This window comes from Streptococcus sp. 2022WUSS135 (genome assembly GCF_044427045.1).
In the GTDB taxonomy this organism is placed as follows: domain Bacteria; phylum Bacillota; class Bacilli; order Lactobacillales; family Streptococcaceae; genus Streptococcus; species Streptococcus hashimotonensis.
This window is the reverse complement of the sequence record NZ_JAOTGL010000003.1, coordinates 17,325-38,123: the sequence shown is the minus strand read 5'-3', so window position 1 is coordinate 38,123 and position 20,799 is coordinate 17,325. Positions and strand designations below refer to the sequence as shown.

21 protein-coding genes and 1 other annotated feature are annotated in these 20,799 nt (G+C 37.6%); of the genes, 19 read left to right on the top strand and 2 right to left on the bottom strand.

Going from position 1 to position 20,799, the window contains the following annotated elements; all coding sequences use genetic code 11:
• Nucleotides 1-2: 2 nt before the first annotated feature.
• The 7 genes from ODU45_RS01920 (at nt 3) to ODU45_RS01890 (ending at nt 6,913) form a co-directional block, all read left to right on the top strand.
• The gene (locus ODU45_RS01920; RefSeq protein WP_024412380.1) at nt 3-983 is read left to right on the top strand and encodes a glycosyltransferase family 2 protein; all 981 of its coding nucleotides are present in this window, start codon (nt 3-5) and stop codon (nt 981-983) included.
• 9 nt (nt 984-992) lie between these two features.
• Nucleotides 993-3,053, top strand: coding sequence for a rhamnan synthesis F family protein (locus ODU45_RS01915; RefSeq protein ID WP_398580652.1), 2,061 nt, complete (start codon nt 993-995; stop codon nt 3,051-3,053).
• Entirely contained in the window at nt 3,053-4,306 is a 1,254-nt protein-coding gene (locus ODU45_RS01910) for a glycosyltransferase family 4 protein (protein WP_398580651.1), read from the top strand. Before ODU45_RS01915 ends, ODU45_RS01910 begins: the two co-directional genes overlap by 1 nt.
• A gap of 103 nt (nt 4,307-4,409) precedes the next feature.
• Nucleotides 4,410-5,126 (top strand): glycosyltransferase family 2 protein, encoded by a 717-nt coding sequence (locus ODU45_RS01905; RefSeq protein ID WP_044754523.1) that lies wholly within the window; start codon nt 4,410-4,412, stop codon nt 5,124-5,126.
• The gene (locus tag ODU45_RS01900; protein WP_002937073.1) at nt 5,126-5,482 is read left to right on the top strand and encodes a DUF2304 domain-containing protein; all 357 of its coding nucleotides are present in this window, start codon (nt 5,126-5,128) and stop codon (nt 5,480-5,482) included. Before ODU45_RS01905 ends, ODU45_RS01900 begins: the two co-directional genes overlap by 1 nt.
• Nucleotides 5,472-6,242, top strand: coding sequence for a glycosyltransferase (locus tag ODU45_RS01895; protein WP_105248560.1), 771 nt, complete (start codon nt 5,472-5,474; stop codon nt 6,240-6,242). Before ODU45_RS01900 ends, ODU45_RS01895 begins: the two co-directional genes overlap by 11 nt.
• A gap of 182 nt (nt 6,243-6,424) precedes the next feature.
• Complete coding sequence (locus tag ODU45_RS01890) at nt 6,425-6,913, top strand: EbsA family protein (protein ID WP_012027226.1); 489 nt, start codon at nt 6,425-6,427, stop codon at nt 6,911-6,913.
• On the opposite strand, the gene ODU45_RS01885 is transcribed toward ODU45_RS01890, so the two are convergent.
• Complete coding sequence (locus ODU45_RS01885) at nt 6,902-7,096, bottom strand: ferredoxin (protein ID WP_044671351.1); 195 nt, start codon at nt 7,094-7,096, stop codon at nt 6,902-6,904. The two genes, ODU45_RS01890 and ODU45_RS01885, sit on opposite strands and share 12 nt — an antisense overlap.
• A 50-nt stretch (nt 7,097-7,146) precedes the next feature.
• On the opposite strand from ODU45_RS01885, the gene ODU45_RS01880 reads away from it, so the two are divergent.
• From ODU45_RS01880 to ODU45_RS01855, 6 genes are all read left to right on the top strand, one after another.
• Nucleotides 7,147-7,617 (top strand): SAG1386/EF1546 family surface-associated protein, encoded by a 471-nt coding sequence (locus ODU45_RS01880; protein ID WP_044671322.1) that lies wholly within the window; start codon nt 7,147-7,149, stop codon nt 7,615-7,617.
• Between the two features lie 9 nt (nt 7,618-7,626).
• Nucleotides 7,627-8,304 (top strand): (d)CMP kinase, encoded by a 678-nt coding sequence (cmk, locus tag ODU45_RS01875; RefSeq protein ID WP_398580403.1) that lies wholly within the window; start codon nt 7,627-7,629, stop codon nt 8,302-8,304.
• Nucleotides 8,305-8,330: 26 nt separating this feature from the next.
• Nucleotides 8,331-8,459: a sequence feature (ribosomal protein L20 leader region), on the top strand.
• A gap of 40 nt (nt 8,460-8,499) precedes the next feature.
• On the top strand, nt 8,500-9,006 hold the full coding sequence (gene infC, locus ODU45_RS01870) for a translation initiation factor IF-3 (RefSeq protein ID WP_002940606.1): 507 nt from the start codon (nt 8,500-8,502) through the stop codon (nt 9,004-9,006).
• A gap of 26 nt (nt 9,007-9,032) precedes the next feature.
• A complete protein-coding gene (rpmI, locus tag ODU45_RS01865) occupies nt 9,033-9,233 on the top strand; it encodes a 50S ribosomal protein L35 (RefSeq protein ID WP_012027223.1) in 201 nt (66 codons plus the stop codon).
• Between the two features lie 43 nt (nt 9,234-9,276).
• Nucleotides 9,277-9,636, top strand: coding sequence for a 50S ribosomal protein L20 (gene rplT, locus ODU45_RS01860; protein WP_012028296.1), 360 nt, complete (start codon nt 9,277-9,279; stop codon nt 9,634-9,636).
• Between the two features lie 380 nt (nt 9,637-10,016).
• On the top strand, nt 10,017-12,521 hold the full coding sequence (locus tag ODU45_RS01855; protein ID WP_398580650.1) for a pneumococcal-type histidine triad protein: 2,505 nt from the start codon (nt 10,017-10,019) through the stop codon (nt 12,519-12,521).
• A gap of 88 nt (nt 12,522-12,609) precedes the next feature.
• Here the strand turns inward: ODU45_RS01855 and ODU45_RS01850 are convergent, their stop codons facing one another.
• The gene (locus tag ODU45_RS01850; RefSeq protein ID WP_044758957.1) at nt 12,610-14,790 is read right to left on the bottom strand and encodes an LTA synthase family protein; all 2,181 of its coding nucleotides are present in this window, start codon (nt 14,788-14,790) and stop codon (nt 12,610-12,612) included.
• Nucleotides 14,791-14,905: 115 nt separating this feature from the next.
• Here ODU45_RS01850 and ODU45_RS01845 point away from each other — a divergent pair, with 115 nt between their 5' ends.
• The 6 genes from ODU45_RS01845 to nagA all read left to right on the top strand — a co-directional run bounded on the left by ODU45_RS01845 (nt 14,906) and on the right by nagA (nt 20,777).
• The gene (locus ODU45_RS01845; protein ID WP_398580649.1) at nt 14,906-16,069 is read left to right on the top strand and encodes a class I SAM-dependent rRNA methyltransferase; all 1,164 of its coding nucleotides are present in this window, start codon (nt 14,906-14,908) and stop codon (nt 16,067-16,069) included.
• Nucleotides 16,066-16,740: a type I 3-dehydroquinate dehydratase gene (aroD, locus tag ODU45_RS01840; RefSeq protein ID WP_044758954.1), complete on the top strand. Its 675-nt coding sequence runs from the start codon at nt 16,066-16,068 to the stop codon at nt 16,738-16,740. Before ODU45_RS01845 ends, aroD begins: the two co-directional genes overlap by 4 nt.
• Nucleotides 16,741-16,743: 3 nt before the next feature.
• Complete coding sequence (gene aroC, locus ODU45_RS01835; protein WP_398580648.1) at nt 16,744-17,910, top strand: chorismate synthase; 1,167 nt, start codon at nt 16,744-16,746, stop codon at nt 17,908-17,910.
• A 7-nt stretch (nt 17,911-17,917) separates the two neighbouring features.
• On the top strand, nt 17,918-19,021 hold the full coding sequence (locus tag ODU45_RS01830; protein ID WP_398580647.1) for a prephenate dehydrogenase: 1,104 nt from the start codon (nt 17,918-17,920) through the stop codon (nt 19,019-19,021).
• A 9-nt stretch (nt 19,022-19,030) separates the two neighbouring features.
• Complete coding sequence (locus ODU45_RS01825) at nt 19,031-19,369, top strand: YlbF/YmcA family competence regulator (protein WP_024401417.1); 339 nt, start codon at nt 19,031-19,033, stop codon at nt 19,367-19,369.
• A gap of 262 nt (nt 19,370-19,631) precedes the next feature.
• Nucleotides 19,632-20,777 carry an N-acetylglucosamine-6-phosphate deacetylase gene (gene nagA / locus ODU45_RS01820; RefSeq protein ID WP_024395469.1) on the top strand — a complete coding sequence of 382 codons (1,146 nt, stop codon included), beginning with the start codon at nt 19,632-19,634 and terminating at the stop codon, nt 20,775-20,777.
• Nucleotides 20,778-20,799 lie beyond the last annotated feature (22 nt).

Below are 20,799 nucleotides of genomic sequence, written 5' to 3'. Positions count from 1 at the left end.
GTGTGAAGTTTTCCGTTATTATCCCAGCGTACAATGTTGCTGATTATCTGGAAGAATGTGTGTATAGTGTACTGAATCAGACTTATGAAGAATTTGAAATATTGTTGGTAGATGACGGTTCTACAGATGGTAAAACCTCCAATATATGCGATAAATTAGCAGCTAAAGATGATAGGGTGAAGGTATTTCATCAGTCTAATGGGGGATTATCTGCAGCCAGAAATACAGGGATAAAGAACGCTAGTGGTGACTATATTTTATTTTTAGATGGAGATGATTTTTGGACTGATATATGCTTTTTAGATGAAATTAATAGAGAAATAATTTCACATGACGAAGTTATTGATGCAGTTATCTATCCATTTTCCTACTTTTACGGTAAGGATGATGTAGCAGTTCGAAATTTTTCTAAAAAATTACCGTTTCATCAGGTTATTACAGATACGCGCTTACTCGTTGAAACAGGAGCCCTAATCACCCCTGCTTGGAATAAGTGTGTCAGAAGAGATAAATTTACCTCTGCTCTTAATTTCTTGAGTGGATATCTATATGAAGATGGTATTTGGTGTGCAAATCTCTTGAAAGAGTTGAATGTATTTATTGTTGTAAATAATACACAATGTATGTATCGTCAGAACCGACAAGGAAGTATTACAAATAATGTCACGCTTCGACATGTAGAACATGCCTTTAGAGGAATTGAAGAAAATTTAAAGAATTTTAAACAACTATCGAATGAGAAACAAGAAGCACTTTTGATTTATTTATCAAATTCTTATATTTCCATCTTGCCATTTGTATTTCCATATCTGAATAATTCTGATATAAAAATGTTTGTGAAAAAATTTAGATATTTGCTAAAATATTCACATAGGGTAGAACTTGTTTCGTTTAGAATCTCAGGTTTAATGACCAGAGTTCTGGGGATATATGTATCAACATTTATTCAAAACAAACTTTTGAAAATTTATAAAAGTAGATAATAATAGAAAGTGATTGGTAACACTGTGAAAAGGTGGATTAGAAATTTCACAACGCGATTATTTATCTTATCAGGTAAATACAAGCTATTGTTTTATATATTAGAGCTTACCAAAAATATTGCAAAGTTTTTCTGGAGCATTCCAAAATATATAAAGCGAACTCTACTAGCTTTGCAACGTGATAAGCAACGTAGAAATAATTATTCAGATATCAAAAATCGTTACTTGATTTACACAATTTATGAACATCAATCGTCTTTACAGGACTATAAAGTAATTTTTTTAGAGGCATTGGCTAAAATTTCTCGAGATGTTTTAATTGTTGTAAATGGTAAACTTCCACAGGCTGATATAAATCGTTTAGCACAATATGGTAAAGTTGTGGAAAGAGAAAATGAGGGGTATGACGTTGCGGCTTTCCGACATGGGATAATGCATACTGGAAAAGAGGCGTTACAACAATATAATCAGCTCATCTTGGTTAATGATACGAATATTGGTCCTTTTAGAGATTTGGAAGAGGTTTTCTCTGAGTTTAATTCCGATCAGCTAGACTTTTGGGGAATTTCCATGGGTGAGGAGCAGCTAGACTTTACAGGTTATAACCCTTATGGTAAAATTCCAAAGCACTTACAATCATATTTTGTTGTTGTTGAAAATAGTTTACTAAGATATGAAGGATTTTATGATTATTGGGAAAAGCTCTCTGACACGGATTCTCGTAATAAGGCAATTGGAAAACATGAAACTGTGTTTGCAAAATATTTTTATGATCGAGGCTTTAAGTATGATGCATTGATTAAAGACACGAAAGATAGTGCATTGTATATTCATCCGCTTAAATTATTAAAGCAAGGTTGTCCATTAGTTAAGTATTCGGCCTTTAGAAATTATGACAGAGAACAATATTTTTGGCATGGTTTAGAAAGAGAATCTGAGATTCCGGATTTGATGGAGTATATTGCTAAGGAAACAGATTATCCGATTGAAGTGGTGTCTTCTATATTAGAAGATTTTAAAACTAGAGAAAATCAATCTTATATTTTGATTATTGATGGTGTCGAAAATATTATTCCACAATGTACACGTTATCGTGTGTTAAATAAGGCTGAGCAATTGCGAGAACTTGGTTATACAGTTCGAGTGATAAATAATTCTCTTGTACAACTTCAGGATGCACAGTTTGCTAGTCATATTATTATTTATAGAGCTCCATTCAATGATATGCTGAAAGAAATATGTAGGGCGGCACACATAAAGAACAGACCTGTTTATTTTGATATTGATGATTTGGTTTTTGATACAAAATTTACAGATGAACTTGAATTTACCCAAGGCTTGAGCAAGAGAGAGAAAAAAGGCTATGATACAAGTGTCTTAGCTTACAAAAAAATGCTTTCTCTCTGCGACTATGCTATCACATCGACTTCGAAATTGAAAGATGAGCTTGAACAATATAAAAACAAGGTTATCTTGAATCGCAACGTCATGTCTAAAGAATTAGTTGAGCGTAGTTTACAAGTTAAGAAAAATTCGAACGACAATAAAGTCAAAATAGGATATTTCTCAGGGTCAATTACACACAACGAAAATTTTGATTTAATTAGTCAAGCATTGCTACATCTGCTTCAAAAGTACCCGCAAGTGGAATTACATATAGTAGGATATTTAGACATTCCTAAACCATTCCAAAAATTCAAAAAACAGATTGTGAGTCATGAGTATGTTGATTGGAGAAAGCTTCCAATTTTAATTTCACAAGTTGATATTAACTTAGCGCCGCTTGTAACCACAACCTTTAATGAAGCAAAGTCGGAAATTAAATGGATAGAAGCGGCAGCAGTTAAAGTTGTGACAGTTGCAAGTAATCTTGGAGCATTTGAAGAAATGATTCAAGATGGAGTGACTGGAGTTCTAGCAGATGATAACGAATGGGAAAGTAAATTGGAGAGATTGATTCTTGAACAAGACTTGAGAGAACAAATAGCAGAAAATGCTTTTGAATTTGTAATGAATCATTGCACTACAGCAAATAGAATTAATGATTTTTTGAAAGAAGAGTTAGTCTAATGAAACGTATTTTGTTTATTTCTCCTACGACTAGTATGGATAATGGTGCGGAGAAGTCTATTTATTATCTAATGAAGTACCTTATTCAACTGGGACACACAGTTATAAATGTTACTCATGCAATAGGAGGGGAACCGCAAGATAAGCATGAGCAACTTTATAAAATGATAGGGGTTAAGAATTACTATTTGCCAACTGTCAAGTGGTGGTGGCCGGATGCACCAGGTGGAGAAATCCTTAATAGAGAAGAGGCTACAAGCTACTATCGCCAGAATGTTCAGGACATAGCTGAAATTATTGAGCAAAATGAGATAGACTTGGTTATTTCAAATACTGTTAATGTTTTTCAGGGAGCAATTGCTGCCTCATGTCAAAAGGTTCCCCATTTTTGGCTAATTCATGAATTCCCTAAAAATGAGTTTGCTTATTATGCTGATAAAATTGACTTCATAGAAGAGTATTCTTCAGAATTATTTAGTGTGACTGGAGAGTTAAATAATTTTTTAACACCACTATTTAATAAGAAAGTTCATCCGTTTATTTCTTATACTGAGCAAGAAACAAAAGATTTAAAAAAAGGCAACCAAGTTAGAATTGTTTCTGTTGGTCGATTAACAGAAGGAAAAAATCAATTAGAACTTATAAAAGCATATAAGACACTAAATAGATTAGATATTGAATTGGTTTTTATTGGAGGATGGGATAGTAAATACAAAGCTATTTGTGATGAATATATCCATGAAAATAAATTACAGAAAAATGTTATATTTTTAGGTAACTTAGATAATCCTTGGGAAGAAGTAACTGATAGAGATATCTGTGTTTTCCCCTCATCTATGGAAACTTTTGGCTTAGTCTATGTTGAAGCAATCTTAAGAGGGCTTCCAGTAATTCTATCAGATAATTTAGGACATTTGACGGCATTTGAAATATTCTCAGCAGGTCAAATTTATAAATTGGGCGATATAGAAGACTTGGTGACTAAGTTAGAGCAAGTGATTGAATCCTTTAGAGATTTTTCAGATAGGGCTCGGCTTGATGTGGAACGTTTACGTACTCTATATACACCGGAAGTTGCCTATAAAGAAATACTGAACGGCATCAATCACTTAGAATATGCTGGACACCAAAATACAAATTTAAGTCACATAAAAGAGTTACTGACTTTAAATATGCATCCAACAAGATTGGAGCGTTATGCAAGATTAATCAGCAATATCGCGACAAAAATCAGACATAAACTTCGACTTTAATGAATAATAGGATAGCTATGCTAAAATATGTATATTATAGTTTCTTCAAATGAGTAAGTAGAATCTGAAAAGTTATATAGAATTCTAGTTTTAGAGAGAAAAAATGAAAGTATTAATGATTATTCCTGCCTACAATGAAGAAGAAAGTATCCTTCAAACTGTTCAGGGAATTATAGATTATAGAAATAGTGTGAATTTCCAATTGGATTATGTTGTCATTAATGATGGCTCAACAGATCGCACGAAAGAAATTTTGATAAACAATAAATTAAATGCAATTCACTTGGTACAAAACTTGGGTATTGGCGGAGCTGTTCAAACAGGATATAAATATGCCTTGGATAATGACTATGACGTAGCAGTTCAATTTGATGGTGATGGTCAACATGACATTCGTTCATTAAATAGCTTAATTCAGCCAATCTTAATTGGTCAAGCTGATATGGTGATTGGCTCACGCTTTGTTGGTGAAACCTTGTCAGAATTCCAAACCAGTTTTATGAGAAGATTTGGAATAGGCGTTATTTCAAATATGATAAAAATAACAACTGGAAAACGCATTTGGGATACAACATCTGGTTATCGTTTGGGAAATAGAAAAGTAATTGCTCAATTCGCCAGACGATACCCTACGAAATATCCGGAACCTGAATCAACTGTTCATTTACTAAAGCAAAATTTCCAAGTAGTAGAAGCACCTGCTAATATGTTTGAGAGAGCAGGAGGGGTTTCTTCGATTACTCCATTTAAGTCCATCCGCTACATGGTAGAAGTTTGCTCATCTATTTTGATTGCTTCGCTTATGAAGGAGGGGGAATAATGACTATACAAGCATTAGCTATGTTTCTTGCCTCACTAGGTTTTTTGTATTTTATTTTTAGGAATATTAATAAAAATAAGATTTTATTCGAACATGCCTTTATGTGGATTGTTATTGGCTTCGGACTGATTGTTTTTGCACTCTTTGATGTTATTCCTATTAAATTGGCTTATTTATTCGGGTTTGGTCTGACTTCCAATTTCTTGTTATCTGTGGCAATTTTTGTTCTCTTGGTGATTGGATTTTTGCATAGTATGGCTTTATCTCAACAAAAGCAGCAGATTAAAAATTTAATTCAAGAAGTATCAATGGCTAAAAAAAGAATCTCTGAGTTGGAGGAGCATCATGCAGAATAACCATACATTTGTTATCTGTGCTTATGGAGATAGTAAGTATCTAGAAGAATGCATTCATTCGTTAAAGCAGCAAACACTTCAATCACAACTCATCCTATACACTAGTACTCCGAGTGAATATATAGAACAAATTTGCCAAAAGAATGCAATCGTAATGCATACCGCACAAGGAGGAGGTATTGGAAAAGATTGGAATTTAGCACTCTCTTTTGTAACAACCCCTTATGCTACAATTGCTCATCAAGATGATATTTATTTACCAGACTATTGTGAAAAAATAATGTCTCAGATGACAGAGGAAACGTTAATTGCTTATTCAGATTATCAGGAAGTTAAGGAAGGTGTGGCTATTCCCTTAACTTCAAACTTGAAAATCAAGCAACTCATGTTACGGACAATGGCCATGTTTCCCAAATGGAAATTTTGGCGGAATAGGGTTTTAGCCTTTGGTAATCCAATTTCTTGTCCAGCTGTGACTTATAATTTGAAGAAACTGAATGATTTCAAGTTTAATGAAGCAATGAAAGTTTCTCTTGATTGGTTTGCTTGGTATCAGATTGCACAAAAAAATGGGAGCTTTACCTTTGTAGATGAAAGTCTCATGTATCACCGCATTCATGAGGAATCTGAGACGACAAATAGCATTGAAAACAATATTCGTACAAAAGAAGACTATGAAATGTATTTGTTATTCTGGCCAAAATTTATTGCCAAGTTTCTCCTGAGTTACTATGTTAAGAGTCAAGAGACGAACGACTAAAATATTTTGGTTGTTGATCATTGTGTTCCCACCAATTCCTACTCAAAATATTTCAAAAACATTTCATAAATTTTACAAAACATTCAACATTGTCATGTAAATGTAATAAAAAATTTCAAAAGATAGAGGTTTTCATAGGAAAATCTCTTTTTTTGTGCTAGAATAATAGATGGAGGTCCGATATGATCAAAATTTTTGGTAAAATTCGTTACCATTGGCAACCGGATTTATCATGGGCCATCATATACTGGTCACTTACCTTCACACCTATTTTTATTGGTATGGCACTTTTATTGGAGAAGTTGCAAGTTTCAAGATTATTTATTCTACTTGTCTCACTCTTTGCTGTATTAGTAGTGCTCGGCTTACATCGCTATTTCGAGATAAAAGATGAGCATTTACGGATTGCTTCGGCTAATCCTTTTGCAGTGCAGAAAATTGAAATTGCTACCATAGAAAAAATTGAAGTTTCTTATTTAGCCATTCGTATATTTGCAAAAGAGTTTCCCAACGGACGGATGTATTATATGCGTAAATGGACAAAAAAATACTTTATTAACCATTTAGCTATTCATAGTTGCTTCAAGGGTAAAATTGAATTAATAGACCATTTAATAAAACAGGATTATTTTGAAGAGTATTATACAAAAAAAGCCAAATCAATCCGCTGAAATGGCTTTTGTAGGGCATGATTTGATGGCTTTAAGAATATCTGGATTGGGTTCAATTGTTTTCTCTAATTGTGAGTCGTCTGAAAAAACAACGATACCATTGTCATCATAATCAAACAGAGATGAGTAGGTTTGGCAGAGCCCGCAAGCAATGCACCGTTCAGGAATAAGTTTTACTTTCATATTAGTATTGTAATCATATTTTAATAAAAATACAAGGAGTTTTCTCAATAATGTCACAAGAGCCATGGAATGAAGAAGTTTACCACACAGAAACAACTAGTCGTAAAGAACGTCTGAGTAAGGGGGTAGCGAATACAACGGTATTTACAGTTTTGGCAATTATTTTCTTTGTTATCGTACTGATTATTGGAATTATGGCTGTCTATCTCTCAATCGGTGGCGGTAGTAAAACAGATTCAACAAAAGAATTTTATACCCCAAGCACTACAACAGTCGTAGCAGAGAGCTCTTCATCGGCTGCTGAGACACAAGAATCTACTTCGACTGACACGACAGAAACAAGTTCTAGCCCAGCGGAAGCAACGGATGGCTCTACCCTTACTGTTCAAGCAGGTGAAGGTGTAGGACAACTGGCTGCTCGTGGCGGGATTTCAATTGCAGAGCTAGAGCGTTTGAATCCAGAGAAAATGACAACAGGGTCTTGGATTGCGCATCCTGGGGATGTAGTTCGTATTAGATAAAGAGGAGTTATGAAATCAATTCAAATTGCAATTGACGGTCCAGCTTCAAGTGGAAAGTCAACGGTTGCTAAAATTATTGCTAAAAATTTTGGATACACTTACTTAGATACAGGAGCTATGTATCGCTCGGCTACCTATCTAGCCTTGACAAACGGTGTAGAGGTCACAGATCAAAAACGAATCGTGGACTTGCTTGCCCAGTATCCCATTCAATTTGGGCGTGATGAAAACGGTCAGCAACTTGTTTTTGTCGGTGGTGAAGATGTTACTTTGCCTATTCGAGATAATCAAGTAACAAATAATGTATCAGCGGTAGCAGCGCTTCCTCTAGTACGGGAAGAATTGGTCCGCCTGCAACAGGACATTGCGCAAGCTGGTGGTATTGTCATGGATGGTCGTGATATTGGTACGGTTGTGTTGCCACAAGCAGAACTCAAAATATTCCTTGTTGCCTCTGTTGAAGAGCGTGCCCTTCGTCGATTTAAGGAAAATACGGAACGTGGCATTGAGACAGACTTGGAATCTCTAATGCAGGAAATTGCGGCTCGTGACTATAAAGATTCTCATCGAGAAGTTTCTCCTTTAAAGGCAGCAGACGATGCCATTACCTTTGATACAACAGGAGTATCCATCGAAGGTGTTGTTCAATTTATTTCTGAAAAAGCGAAAGAAATTCTTGACAAGTAGTTTTAGACATGTTATAATAGTCGTATTGAGAAAAGCAGAAGTGAGAGCTTCTCGCCTTGCGACTAACGTTGTCTGGCTCTACGGATTAAGATTTCTTCGGAAAGAATAATGGTGTAGTGCGGACTTGTTTAGCAAGTCCGTTTCGTTTTTCTCGAAAAATACAAAATGAGGTGAAAAGCCATAGCAAAGCAAGATTTGTTCATCAATGATGAAATTCGAGTGCGTGAAGTTCGTCTTATCGGTCTTGAGGGTGAACAGTTGGGAATCAAACCACTCAATGAGGCTCAGGCCATTGCTGATAGCGCCAACGTGGATTTAGTATTGATTCAACCCCAAGCTAAACCACCAGTAGCGAAAATTATGGACTACGGTAAGTTCAAATTTGAATATCAGAAGAAACAGAAAGAACAACGCAAAAAACAAAGTGTTGTCACTGTAAAAGAAGTGCGTCTAAGTCCAGTTATTGATAAAGGGGACTTCGAGACAAAACTTCGTCATGCCCGTAAATTCCTTGAAAAAGGAAATAAGGTTAAGGTTTCGATCCGTTTCAAGGGTCGTATGATTACCCACAAAGAAGTTGGAGCGAAAGTATTAGCTGAGTTCGCTGAAGCAACCCAAGATATTGCCATTATCGAACAACGCGCTAAGATGGACGGACGTCAAATGTTTATGCAATTGGCCCCAGCTTCAGATAAAAAATAAGCTTTTTAAGCAAAAGGAGAATTAACATGCCAAAACAAAAAACTCACCGCGCATCAGCTAAACGTTTCAAACGTACAGGTTCTGGTGGATTGAAACGCTTCCGCGCTTATACTTCACACCGTTTCCACGGTAAAACTAAAAAACAACGTCGTCACCTTCGTAAAGCAGGTATGGTACATGCTGGTGACTTCAAGCGTATCAAATCAATGCTTACAGGTTTGAAATAAGCCGACTTACTAGAATTTAGATTATCATTTGGAGGAAAATTAAATGGCACGTGTTAAAGGTGGCGTTGTTTCTCGTAAACGCCGTAAACGTATTTTAAAATTAGCTAAAGGTTACTACGGAGCTAAACATCTCTTGTTCCGCACTGCGAAAGAACAAGTCATGAACTCTTACTACTATGCATACCGTGACCGCCGTCAGAAAAAACGTGATTTCCGTAAATTGTGGATTACTCGTATCAACGCGGCTGCTCGTATGAACGGTTTGTCATACTCACAATTGATGCACGGTTTGAAATTGGCTGAAATCGAAGTAAACCGCAAAATGCTTGCTGACTTGGCAGTAAACGATGCAGCAGCTTTCACAGCTCTTGCAGATGCTGCTAAAGCAAAACTTGCTAAATAAGTATAAAAATCTAAAGAACTTGGTAGTGATGAACCAGGTTCTTTATTTTTGGAAAGTAGCTCACCACTTGCTAAATTTCGATATGGGTGATATACTTAACTAGTAAATAAATCGACGGTTTTTAACTTTATCGTCATTTAGTTTTTCTTTTATTACTTCGTTAACTCGCCTTGCCTAACTTCAGTTATGCCTGTGGCTGTTGACACAAACTTCGTTTGTTTCATTTCCGACCTTTAAAGGTTCCCCGAACCTTTGAAGCTAGTAATAAAAGTAAACTAAAAGACTATAATAAGTGGATGTGGTGATGCTATTTTACAATAGTTGATTACATTTATCATGTCGGTAATATAATAATGGTAAATAAGGAGAGAAACATAGATATGAAACAAGGTAAGACTTTGCTTTATGTAGCAGGAGTATCGCTTATTTGTGCTGTAGCATTGGTTACTTATCAAGCGTCTAACTATAGAGAGCAATCGAACCATCAAAAAACAACAAGCATAGAAACATCGCAATCAAAGCAATCAAAAGAGATTCCTTCAGATTCGAAAAAGGAAGTTCCAGGGATTGATAAGGCGACGGATGATGGTTTTTTACTCACTGATGAGTCACAAATTGAGGAAAAAACTGATTTAGGAATTATTGTCAATCATGGTGATCATAAGCACTTTTTCTTTTATTCAGATTTAAAGAATACAAAATGGGCTTATTTAATTCCTGAAAACTATCAAGAAAAAAATCATTCTTCTCAACCTAAGAGAAGCCAATTATCGTCAGGCTCGAAACAGACCGAAGATGAATACGTTTTTGATCCTAAAGATATTGTCGCAGAGGATGCCAATGGCTATACTGTTCGGCATGGGGATCATTATCACTATATTTTAAAATCAAGCTTAGGTGGCACGACACACAGACAATTGACCTCTGATAGTCGTCAGTCGCCAACTTTTCCTATCGTTCACCAACAGGAAGGGATTCCGGGGATTGATTTTCAAACGAGTGATGGTTTCTTGTTTGATGGGCAAAATATCAGCGGTGTAACGGAAACCGGGATTCTAGTAAGGCATGGGAAACATTTGCATCTTATTCATTTTGAAACATTGAAAAGGAGTAAATGGTCTTATCTTGTGAATCAGTATAAACCAAATGTTGAATCGGATAAGAAGTCACAACCTGAGGTAGAAAATACTGAGTATCAAACGAAATTGGACTACTTAGCAAAAGAACTGAATTTAGAGCCATCACGTCTTAAGAAAGTCATTGTTGACGGTCAAATTGGATTAGAGTATCCGCATGGAGATCACACACATATTGTTTTATTAAAGGAAATTGATATAACGAAGCCGTTTGAAAGTCCGGAAGATCGTATTCTTAAACAAAAGGATGGAGAAACTCTTGAACAGAGAAAAGAACGTCTCATTAAACAGTACATGGAGCGTTTTAAAGTAAAACGTGAGGATATTACAATTGATGGGAACTATATGAGTGTACGCCATGGGGACCATGCGCACGTTTATAAAATTGATCCTAGTTTGCCAGATGATCCTGAGCGTGATGTTAAGACCGAAACGGTAAATCTTGCTATTGAGAAACAATCAGTATATGGACCTTTTTATACAGAAGGTTCGACAGAAAATTTAACACGTAATGGTGTCCATCAAAAGTATCATCCGGAAGGTCTTCAGGATATTAAAAATTTCATTCTAGTAACATTCAGTACAAATAGTGATTTTGGTGATTTTGTCGTTAATGGTAAAAAAACGAAGAGAGTTTATTATTTGGTTCGTAAAGATTTAAATTGGGAGGATTTGAATATCGCCTATCCGCAGACCCTTCAACAAAAGGGACGTGTCTTTAATGGTTGGAATGCTACTTTGCCAAAGTCTGGCAAGATGGCAAGAGAACATCAAAGTTTTTATGCTGATTTTGATAATGTTTATCGTAAGCCAACCAAAAATATTTACACTCCAAGTGATGATGTTTCAAATATCGATTTATCAGACTATGTACCTGTTAAATATAGTGCGATAGCCAATGGTCGTTTAAAATTAAATGGTGAGATTCGAGCAGGGTTCATATACTTTGTGAAATCTGACTTAACTTGGAAACAAGCTAAGGAGCAGGGGCTTGTTGTACCAGAACCGGTTCCAAGCAAAGATTATGAGTTCATTGAGTTTAGGACAGTTATTACTGGTGGTGAAAAAGATACAGATTATGTTAGTGCCACAACGAGCTTGGCAGCATTTGGGACAACGACTCCTCGTATTGGGCCTTACATTGCTAATAATACGGATAATCCAACGGACATCAATGATCCAAGTAGACATCCAAATTACTATTGGCATGATCCAAAGAATTATGTAGCCCTCGCATTTCGAGCAGGTGAAGGCGGTCAACTTCAGACCCATTTGGGAACTAGTAAAACAGTGGTTTACCTTGTTAGAAAAGGGTTAACACTAAACCAAGCTGGAATTTTTCCGCCATCTTTGAAGAGTGATACAGGTTATAAACGAGATTATACAAAACCTGTTATTCCAAATGTAGCATGGGATACACCTATTTTGGAAGATACTGTCTACGATATTCATTTCGATAAAGTTGAAAGTGATAGCAAAGATGGGACAGTTGAGCCAGGTGATACTTGGTTGCCTGGGAATCCATTGCCGAATACTCCCGATGTCCCTAATGGAGAAGGGAACGCAGATAGCTGGTTAGATGATTTGTTGACACCTAGTCCAGAAGCGACAGATGTAGAAACTGTAACAGAAGCTGAAACTACAACAGAAGATATAAAAGCAATTGAAAGTAGTACTGCTGCTCCCATAGATATCCCTAAAAAATCATCAACAGAGGAAGAGCCTAGTGAGGATTCTATATTTCCTTGATGGAATAGAGATGAGTGATTTGAAATAGTGGTCTAAAAAGGCTTAGAATCAATGTAGTAACTGACATGATTCTAAGCCTTTTAGTATATTACCGTGAATTTGAACTGGTACTTGTTGAGCTAGTGCTTGTACCAGTATTTGGTGTGCTAGTAGTTGTTGTACTACCATGAAGTTCTAGGTAGCTTGGTGCTTTAAATAGGTCAATTGTTGATTTATTGCCGTTTTTACTATACAAACTTGTTGATTGTGTACCAAGTTTATTCTCCAGTGCAATCTCGGCAGCCAATGAGTCAATGTAGTTATATTGGCTTGGATCCAAGGCTGACAATCCATTGTCGAAGAACCGGATAAGATCACCAGTTTGAATGGCATCGCTAGTCGCCAGTTGTGCTGCAGTAGCTTCTTTAATTGCATCAATTTCTTTCTGAGTTGTCTCATCTGGATTTGTAATTTCAAGACCAGTTTCTGTATAATAGATTTTACCTTCGTAGCTAGTGTATTTTGGTGTAATAAAACTTCCAGCGGTTCGAAGAGCCACAATTTGGCTGTGTTGGCTGGAAAGCAGGTCTTGACCAACTTGGAGATAGTTATCGGATTTGATTCCTAAAAGATGTTCGAGAGTAGGAAGTGCGTCAATCTCACCACCATAGGTATCAAAAATTCCACCGTTGGTCATTCCAGGTACAACAATCATATAAGGGACACGTTGCATCATGGCATTGTCAAAATCTGACCAAGTCTGCGAATCTTTTCCAATCAACGGTGCCAAGTCAGGATTACGTGAATTAGAAATTCCATAGTGATCACCATAGAGAACGATGACGGAGTTTTCGTACAAGCCAGTCGCTTTTAAGTAATCGAAAAATGCCTTTATGGACGCATCGAGATAGTTGGCAGTAGCGAAATAGCCATTAATGGTTTCATCATCTGTATTGGCTAATGGAAAGCCGATTTCATCCCCAATCAAGCTGGTTGTATAGGGGTAATGGTTGGAAACCGTGATAAATTTGGTATAGAAGGGTTGCTGCAAATGTTCAAGATATTGGATAGAGTCGGCGAACATGATTTTATCATTCAGACCGTATTGGAATGAATTTTCAGCAGTGGCTTTAGAGAAGTAGGATTGATCAAAGAAGTAATTGTAGCCCCACTGTTTATAGGTGTTGTTCCTATTCCAGAAACTGGCTGCATTACCGTGGAATACAGCAGATGTATATCCTCCATTTTGAGAGAGAATATATGGTGCAGCTTGTTGGGTATTGCTTCCACCGTATTGGACCATGAAAGAGCCTTGATTGAGGCCAAAAAGAGAGGTTTCAATCATGGTTTCGGCATCAGAGGTCTTACCTGCCTTAACTTGGTTAAAGAAATTGGAAAAGGCGAGAGTAGAGCTAGAATGATACAGAGAATTGAGGAAAGGTGTGACTTCGTGCTCGACACCGTTGACGTTCAACTTATAGTCAATAACAAATTGTTGTAAGCTTTCTAGGTGGAGATAGATAACATTTCGCCCTTTGGCAATACCGAAGTAGTTGTCATTCGGTTGAGCATAATGTTCTGCAATATATTGTTTCACAGGCTCCAAATCTGTAGATTTTGCTCCAGAACGATTCTTGTGGGCATTGTAGGTTTGATTAGCATTGTAACCAAGGAAAGCAGGTAAACCAAGGGCTCTGACGATATAAGTATTAGAAAATCCTCTCGTAAGTAGCTCTGGTCTATCAATTTCTGCTAAAAAGAGGTTGATGGAGAAAAGCATGACTGATAGTGCTGTAATAGCAAAGCTAGATTTTTTATGAAATGTCTTTTTATCCCACCGGAGTAGTTTACGATAGACTAGGATTCCAAAAATGATAAAATCAATAAAATAGACAATATCCCATAGCCTAAATAACTTAAGAGCTGCTTCCCCTAATCCAGCAGATACACTAGAGGTAGCCATTATAGTAGAGATGGAAATATAATCGGAAAATTCTCTATAATAGACTGCATTTGAAAAGAGCCAGGCGGAAAGAATAATGTAAATGATCATCGCTACGCTATAGAAGACTTTTGTATTCTTTATATAAAGCGAGAGACCGAGTAATAAAATCCCGACTGGTAGAGGATTCATAACAGCAATAAAATTTTGGAAAAACCCTTGTGTATCTAAGTTGAAATCAACATAGTAGGCCCAGAGTGTTTTGAGCCAGTAAATGATTAGCAAAATCAAGACGAAACCAAGTCGAGTTTGTCCGCTCTTCTTGACGTAGTCAATTAGTTTTTTCACAATAAAACCTCATGGTCCTTTCTAAAAGTTTAGTTCATTATACCATAATTTTAAAATAAGCCTCAAAGTTTAGAGTTTTTTTGGCATATATGAAGAAACATGTTATAATAATTCTATGAAAATAAAGGTAAACCGTATTGCAGAACAGAAAATAAACAGAGGGATTCAACTCTTGGATAGCGCTGATTTTTCAGGTTTTTCGTTTGATGAAGACAGGCTGGCTGTTTTGTATTCAGAATCTGGAAGCTATTTGGGTCAGGCTTATTTGTCCAAACAGAATAAGGGAATAGGCTGGCTGTTTAGTAGAAGCAACCAAGACTTGACCATGGATTTTTTTGTTAAATTATTCGTGGATGCGAAACAGAAACGTCAACATTTTTATCAATCTGAGATGACGAATGCTTTTCGTTTATTTAATCAAGATGGAGATAATTTTGGTGGAATGACGGTTGACTTGTATGATGAATATGCCGTTTTTTCATGGTATAATACCTTTATTTATTCTGTCAAAGAGATGATTGTTGCTGCCTTTCAACAGGTATTTCCAGAAGTAAGAGGAGCTTATGAGAAGATTCGTTTTAAAGGTTTGGCCTTTGAGTCTGCTCATCTTTATGGAGAAGAAGCCCCTGAGTATTTCACTGTATTGGAAAATGGAGTTCGCTATCAGGTCTTTATGAATGATGGACTGATGACGGGAATCTTTTTGGATCAGCATGAGGTACGTGGTTCCTTGGTGGATGGTCTGGCGGCAGGCAAGTCACTTTTGAACATGTTTTCGTACACGGCAGCATTTTCTATTGCTGCTGCTATGGGCGGAGCAGGGGAAACGACTTCTGTTGACTTAGCCAAACGCTCACGTGAACTTTCTAAAGCTCATTTTAAGGTTAATAGTTTAGACTTAGATAATCATCACTTTGTAGTAATGGATGTATTTGAATATTTCAAATATGCCAAACGTAAAGGCTTGACCTATGATGTGATTGTCTTGGATCCGCCAAGCTTTGCACGAAATAAGAAACAAACCTTTTCAGTAGCCAAAGATTATCACAAGTTGATTTCTCAATCTTTGGAAATACTAAATACAGGTGGAACTATTATTGCTTCGACCAACGCTGCAAATGTTTCTGTTGAAAAATTTAAGCGGCAGATTGAAAAAGGGTTTGGTGTTAGAAAACATCGCTATGAGGCAACTTATCGCTTGCCAGCCGATTTTGTAATCAATAAAAATGATGAAAGTAGTAATTACCTAAAGGTCTTTACGATACAGGTAGATAAATGAAAATAGTAGTTCCTATTATGCCTAGAAATCTGGAAGAGGTAGAGGCCATTGATGTAGAACGTCTAGCAGAGGCAGATATTGTTGAATGGCGAGCAGACTATCTTCCGAAAGATGATATTTTAAGAGTAGCACCTGCTATATTTGAAAAATGTAGTGGTAAGGAAGTAGTTTTCACCATTCGGACAACACGTGAAGGCGGTCACTTGGATTTGGACGATCAAGAATATGTCAATGTAATCAAAGAAGTAGCAGCGCTTTATCAGCCAGATTATATTGATTTTGAATACTACTCTTATAAGTCGGTTTTTGAGCAGATGTTGGATTTTCCTAACCTTGTGTTGAGTTATCATAATTTTGAGGAAACACCGTCTAATTATATGGAAATCATGTCTGAACTGACTAGCCTATCACCAGCTGTTGTTAAAATGGCTGTAATGGCTAAGACAGAGCAGGATGTCCTAGATGTTATGAATTATACTCGTGGTTTTAAATCGCTGAACACTGAGCAGATATTTGCGACGATCGCCATGGGTGAACTAGGGAAGTTAACACGTATTGCAGGTGTGATTACAGGCTCCTGCTGGACTTTTGCCAGCTTAGATGAAACATCTGCACCAGGACAAATGTCTTTAAGCAACACTCGTAAGTTTCTGGAAATTTTGGAGAATTAAGTTATGCGTTATTTAACAGCTGGTGAGTCTCATGGACCACGTCTAACAGCCATTATTGAGGGAGTTCCAGCGGGTCTTCCTTTAACAGCCGAGGATATTAATGAAGAGTTAAAACGGCGCCAAGGTGGATACGGTCGTGGTAGTCGTATGCAGATTGAAACAGATTGCGTAGAGATTACAGCTGGTGTTCGTCACGGTAAGACAACCGGTGCCCCGATTACATTGAATGTGACCAACAAAGACCATCAAAAATGGTTGGATATTATGGCAGTTGAGGACATCGAAGAGAAACTCAAAAGTAAGCGTCGTATCAAACATCCACGACCAGGACATGCTGACCTAGTTGGTGGTATGAAATATCGCTTTGATGATTTGCGTAATTCCTTGGAGCGTTCTAGTGCGCGTGAGACAACTATGCGTGTGGCTGTTGGTGCGGTTGCCAAACGGATTTTGGCTGAGTTGGATATTGAAATTGCTAACCATGTAGTCGTTTTCGGAGGGAAAGAAATTGATGTCCCAGATGGTTTAAGCGTAGAAGAAATCAAAGAGCGTGCAGCCCAGTCAGAAGTATCCATTGTCAACCAAGAGCGTGAAGAAGAAATCAAAGCCTATATTGATCAAATCAAGCGAGATGGAGATACTATTGGCGGAGTGATTGAGACTGTTGTTGGAGGAGTTCCAGCTGGCTTGGGGTCATATGTGCAATGGGATAAAAAGTTAGATGCAAAATTAGCGCAGGCTATTGTTTCAATCAATGCTTTTAAGGGAGTAGAATTTGGAGTAGGCTTCCAAGCTGGCTATCTCAAAGGGAGCCAAGTCATGGACGAAATTCTCTGGTCCCAAGAAAAAGGATATACACGCCGAACCAATAATCTAGGTGGTTTCGAAGGTGGTATGACCAATGGCGAGGCTCTGATTATTCGTGGTGTTATGAAACCAATTCCGACCCTCTATAAGCCATTGATGTCGGTTGACATTGATACTCATGAGCCTTATAAAGCTACTGTGGAGCGTTCAGATCCAACGGCTCTCCCAGCAGCTGGCGTAGTCATGGAATCAGTCGTAGCTACAACTCTAGCGACAGAAATCCTAGAGAAGTTCTCTTCCGATAATATGGAGGAATTGAAAGCTGCAGTAGCCAGTCATCGTGACTATGTTAAAAATTTCTAAGTAATTAATGAAAAAAACGATTTTAATTGTAGGTCTAGGGTTGATTGGAAGTTCACTTGCGCTCTGTATCCGTAAAGACCATCCTGACTATCACCTCATTGGCTTTGATCCTAACGAACAATCATGCCAAATTGCCTTGGGCAAGGGGATGGTTGATGAGGTATCAACGGAATTGGAGGTTGTAGCAAAGCAGGCTGATGTGATTCTTCTTTGTGTTCCAATTCAAGTTTCTTTGCGCTTGATTGAAGAATTTAGTGCCCTTGAATTGAAGGATACGGTCTTGATTACAGATGCAGGTTCAACGAAGTCTGCAATTGTGGCTGCTGCAGAGGAACATTTGGCGCCAAGACAAATTAATTTTATCGGTGGCCACCCTATGGCAGGTAGTCATAAATCTGGTGCCAGTGCAGCAGATCTCTATCTATTTGAGAATGCTTACTACATTATGACACCGTGTCAGGCTACCAAGCGGGATGCGGTTCCCCGATTGACAGATTTATTATCTGGAACGGGGGCACGTTTTGTTCAGATTGATGCAGCAGAACATGACCGTGTGACCAGTCAAATTTCACATTTTCCACACGTATTGGCTTCTAGTTTGATGCATCAAGCTGGAGAGTTTGCGCAAGAACATCCCTTTACGAATAATTTTGCAGCTGGAGGATTTAGAGACATGACACGGATTGCGGAAAGTGAGCCGAGCATGTGGACTAGCATTTTGCTGACCAATGCAGATTCTATTCTAAATCGAATCGAGGAATTTCAAGAACGTCTTTCAGAAATTTCAGATGTGCTCAGATCTGGCGATCAAAAAGCAATTTGGGACTTTTTTGGTAAGGGGCGTCAAACTCGTAAAGCCATGGAAATTCACAAGCGTGCAGGTGTTGATTCTTTCTACGATTTATTCCTTAGTGTTCCTGATGAGGAAGATACGATTTTGAAGGTTTTGGAAGTCTTACGGGGTATTTCCATTGTCAATATTCGTATCAATGAAGAGAACCGTGAAGATATACACGGTATTTTACAAATTACGTTTAAAAATAAGGGAAATTTGGAAGACGCTGCGAAACGTTTAAGAGAGCAGACGACTTACAAAATTCATTTAGATTAGGAGAAAATTATGTCAACAAATATCTATGATATAGCAAATGAATTGGAACGTGCAATCCGTAACCTGCCTGAATATAAGGCGGTGGAAGCCGTTAAGGTCTCAGTTGAGGGGGATTCAGAAGCCAAAGAAATATTGGAAAGTTATATTTCTTTCCAAAAAGAAATCCAATCTAAATTGCAGGCTGGTGAAATTCCTACTGAAGCTGACCAAAAGAAAATGTTGGATTTCAACAAGAAAGTTCAGGGAAATCCACTTTTGACGGAATATTTCAGCAAGCAACAACAATTGGGAACTTATGTAGCTGATTTGGAACGTATCATCTTCAAGCCTCTCAACGAATTGTTGTAATATATTTATATTTGATAGGAGCAGGGTGTTAGGTCATGGATTGACGCCTAGTATACACTGCTTACGTAGAGTTCTTATCTCCAAGTACAGATTCAGAAACGGTACTTTGGGGAGTAAGAACTCTTTTTTCTACCTTCTCACAGCATCCATTTCTTATAAAGTTATGGTAATTACTTGACATTTTCTAATAGAAGTTCTACAATATATTTAGTATATGGTTATAACCAGTTTGATAAGTATATATATCAATAAAGGAGATAGTATGACAGTATTTATAAAAGCAAAATCTATTATTTTACCAGAGAGTGAGGTCGAATCAGCCTATTTGGAAATTACTGACAAGGGTCAGTTTGGACGGATTGTGACTGAAAAGCCTGAAGGGGAAATTGTTGATTATTCGGACTTTCATTTAGCACCGGGGCTAGTTGATACACATATCCACGGCTACGCTTCTCACGATGTTATGGACAATGATTTTGAAGGGATCAAGGTAATTTCAGAAGGCCTCTTGTCTTGTGGGGTAACCTCTTGGCTTCCAACGACCTTAACAGATACGACTGAAAATTTAGATGCAGTTTGTGAAACGATTGGGACTTATGCAGGGCAGGAAACAGGCGCCAAGATTCAAGGTATTTTCTTAGAAGGTCCCTTCTTTACAGAAAAATACAAGGGAGCACAAAATCCTAAGTACATGAGCGATCCATCCATTGAAAAGTTGGACAACTGGCACAGCTTATCTAAAGGTTTAGTCAATAAAATTGCTATTGCTCCAGAACGTGAAGGCGTCAAAGAATTCATCGAGTTTGCTAACAGCAAGGCAATTCATACTGCCTTGGCTCACAGCGATGCGACCTATGCGCAAGCGGAAGCGGCAGTAGAAGCTGGTGCCAATATCTTCGTCCATGTTTACAATGGGATGAGTGGGCTTCATCACCGTGAACCAGGTATGGTCGGTGCTGCTTTGAATTTAAAAAATGTCTATGCGGAAATGATTTGTGATGGGCACCATGTTCATCCAGCTGCGGCAGAAATCGTGGTCAAAGCACGTGGAGCAGAGGAAACTGTTTTGATTACGGACTGTATGCGAGCTGGCGGTATGGGTGAAGGGGAGTCCCGCCTCGGTGAATTTGAAGTTGTTGTAAAAGATGGAACTGCTCGTTTAAAAGAAAGTGGTAGTTTGGCAGGTTCTATCTTAGAATTGATCGAAGCAGTGCAGAATGTTGTGAAATGGGGCTTGGTGTCCCTACCTGATGCCCTTCGTATGGCTTCTCTGGCACCAGCTCGCTCTGTCAATATTGACCATATTTGTGGTCGGATTGCAGAAGGACGAGCTGCAGACTTTATCGTCGTAGATGATGCAGGACGCTTACAAGCGACCTATCTAGATGGCGTGAAACGATTTGGTTAATAAAATTCCTTAGGAGGAAACT

Coding starts and splice junctions, on each gene's coding strand:
- ODU45_RS01910 (WP_398580651.1), top strand. CDS start 3,053: ATGAAACGTATTTTGTTTATTTCTCCTACGACTAGTATGGATAATGGT.
- ODU45_RS01905 (WP_044754523.1), top strand. CDS start 4,410: ATGAAAGTATTAATGATTATTCCTGCCTACAATGAAGAAGAAAGTATC.
- ODU45_RS01900 (WP_002937073.1), top strand. CDS start 5,126: ATGACTATACAAGCATTAGCTATGTTTCTTGCCTCACTAGGTTTTTTG.
- ODU45_RS01895 (WP_105248560.1), top strand. CDS start 5,472: ATGCAGAATAACCATACATTTGTTATCTGTGCTTATGGAGATAGTAAG.
- ODU45_RS01890 (WP_012027226.1), top strand. CDS start 6,425: ATGATCAAAATTTTTGGTAAAATTCGTTACCATTGGCAACCGGATTTA.
- ODU45_RS01885 (WP_044671351.1), bottom strand. CDS start 7,096: ATGAAAGTAAAACTTATTCCTGAACGGTGCATTGCTTGCGGGCTCTGC.
- ODU45_RS01880 (WP_044671322.1), top strand. CDS start 7,147: ATGTCACAAGAGCCATGGAATGAAGAAGTTTACCACACAGAAACAACT.
- cmk (WP_398580403.1), top strand. CDS start 7,627: ATGAAATCAATTCAAATTGCAATTGACGGTCCAGCTTCAAGTGGAAAG.
- rpmI (WP_012027223.1), top strand. CDS start 9,033: ATGCCAAAACAAAAAACTCACCGCGCATCAGCTAAACGTTTCAAACGT.
- rplT (WP_012028296.1), top strand. CDS start 9,277: ATGGCACGTGTTAAAGGTGGCGTTGTTTCTCGTAAACGCCGTAAACGT.
- ODU45_RS01855 (WP_398580650.1), top strand. CDS start 10,017: ATGAAACAAGGTAAGACTTTGCTTTATGTAGCAGGAGTATCGCTTATT.
- ODU45_RS01845 (WP_398580649.1), top strand. CDS start 14,906: ATGAAAATAAAGGTAAACCGTATTGCAGAACAGAAAATAAACAGAGGG.
- aroD (WP_044758954.1), top strand. CDS start 16,066: ATGAAAATAGTAGTTCCTATTATGCCTAGAAATCTGGAAGAGGTAGAG.
- aroC (WP_398580648.1), top strand. CDS start 16,744: ATGCGTTATTTAACAGCTGGTGAGTCTCATGGACCACGTCTAACAGCC.
- ODU45_RS01830 (WP_398580647.1), top strand. CDS start 17,918: ATGAAAAAAACGATTTTAATTGTAGGTCTAGGGTTGATTGGAAGTTCA.
- ODU45_RS01825 (WP_024401417.1), top strand. CDS start 19,031: ATGTCAACAAATATCTATGATATAGCAAATGAATTGGAACGTGCAATC.
- nagA (WP_024395469.1), top strand. CDS start 19,632: ATGACAGTATTTATAAAAGCAAAATCTATTATTTTACCAGAGAGTGAG.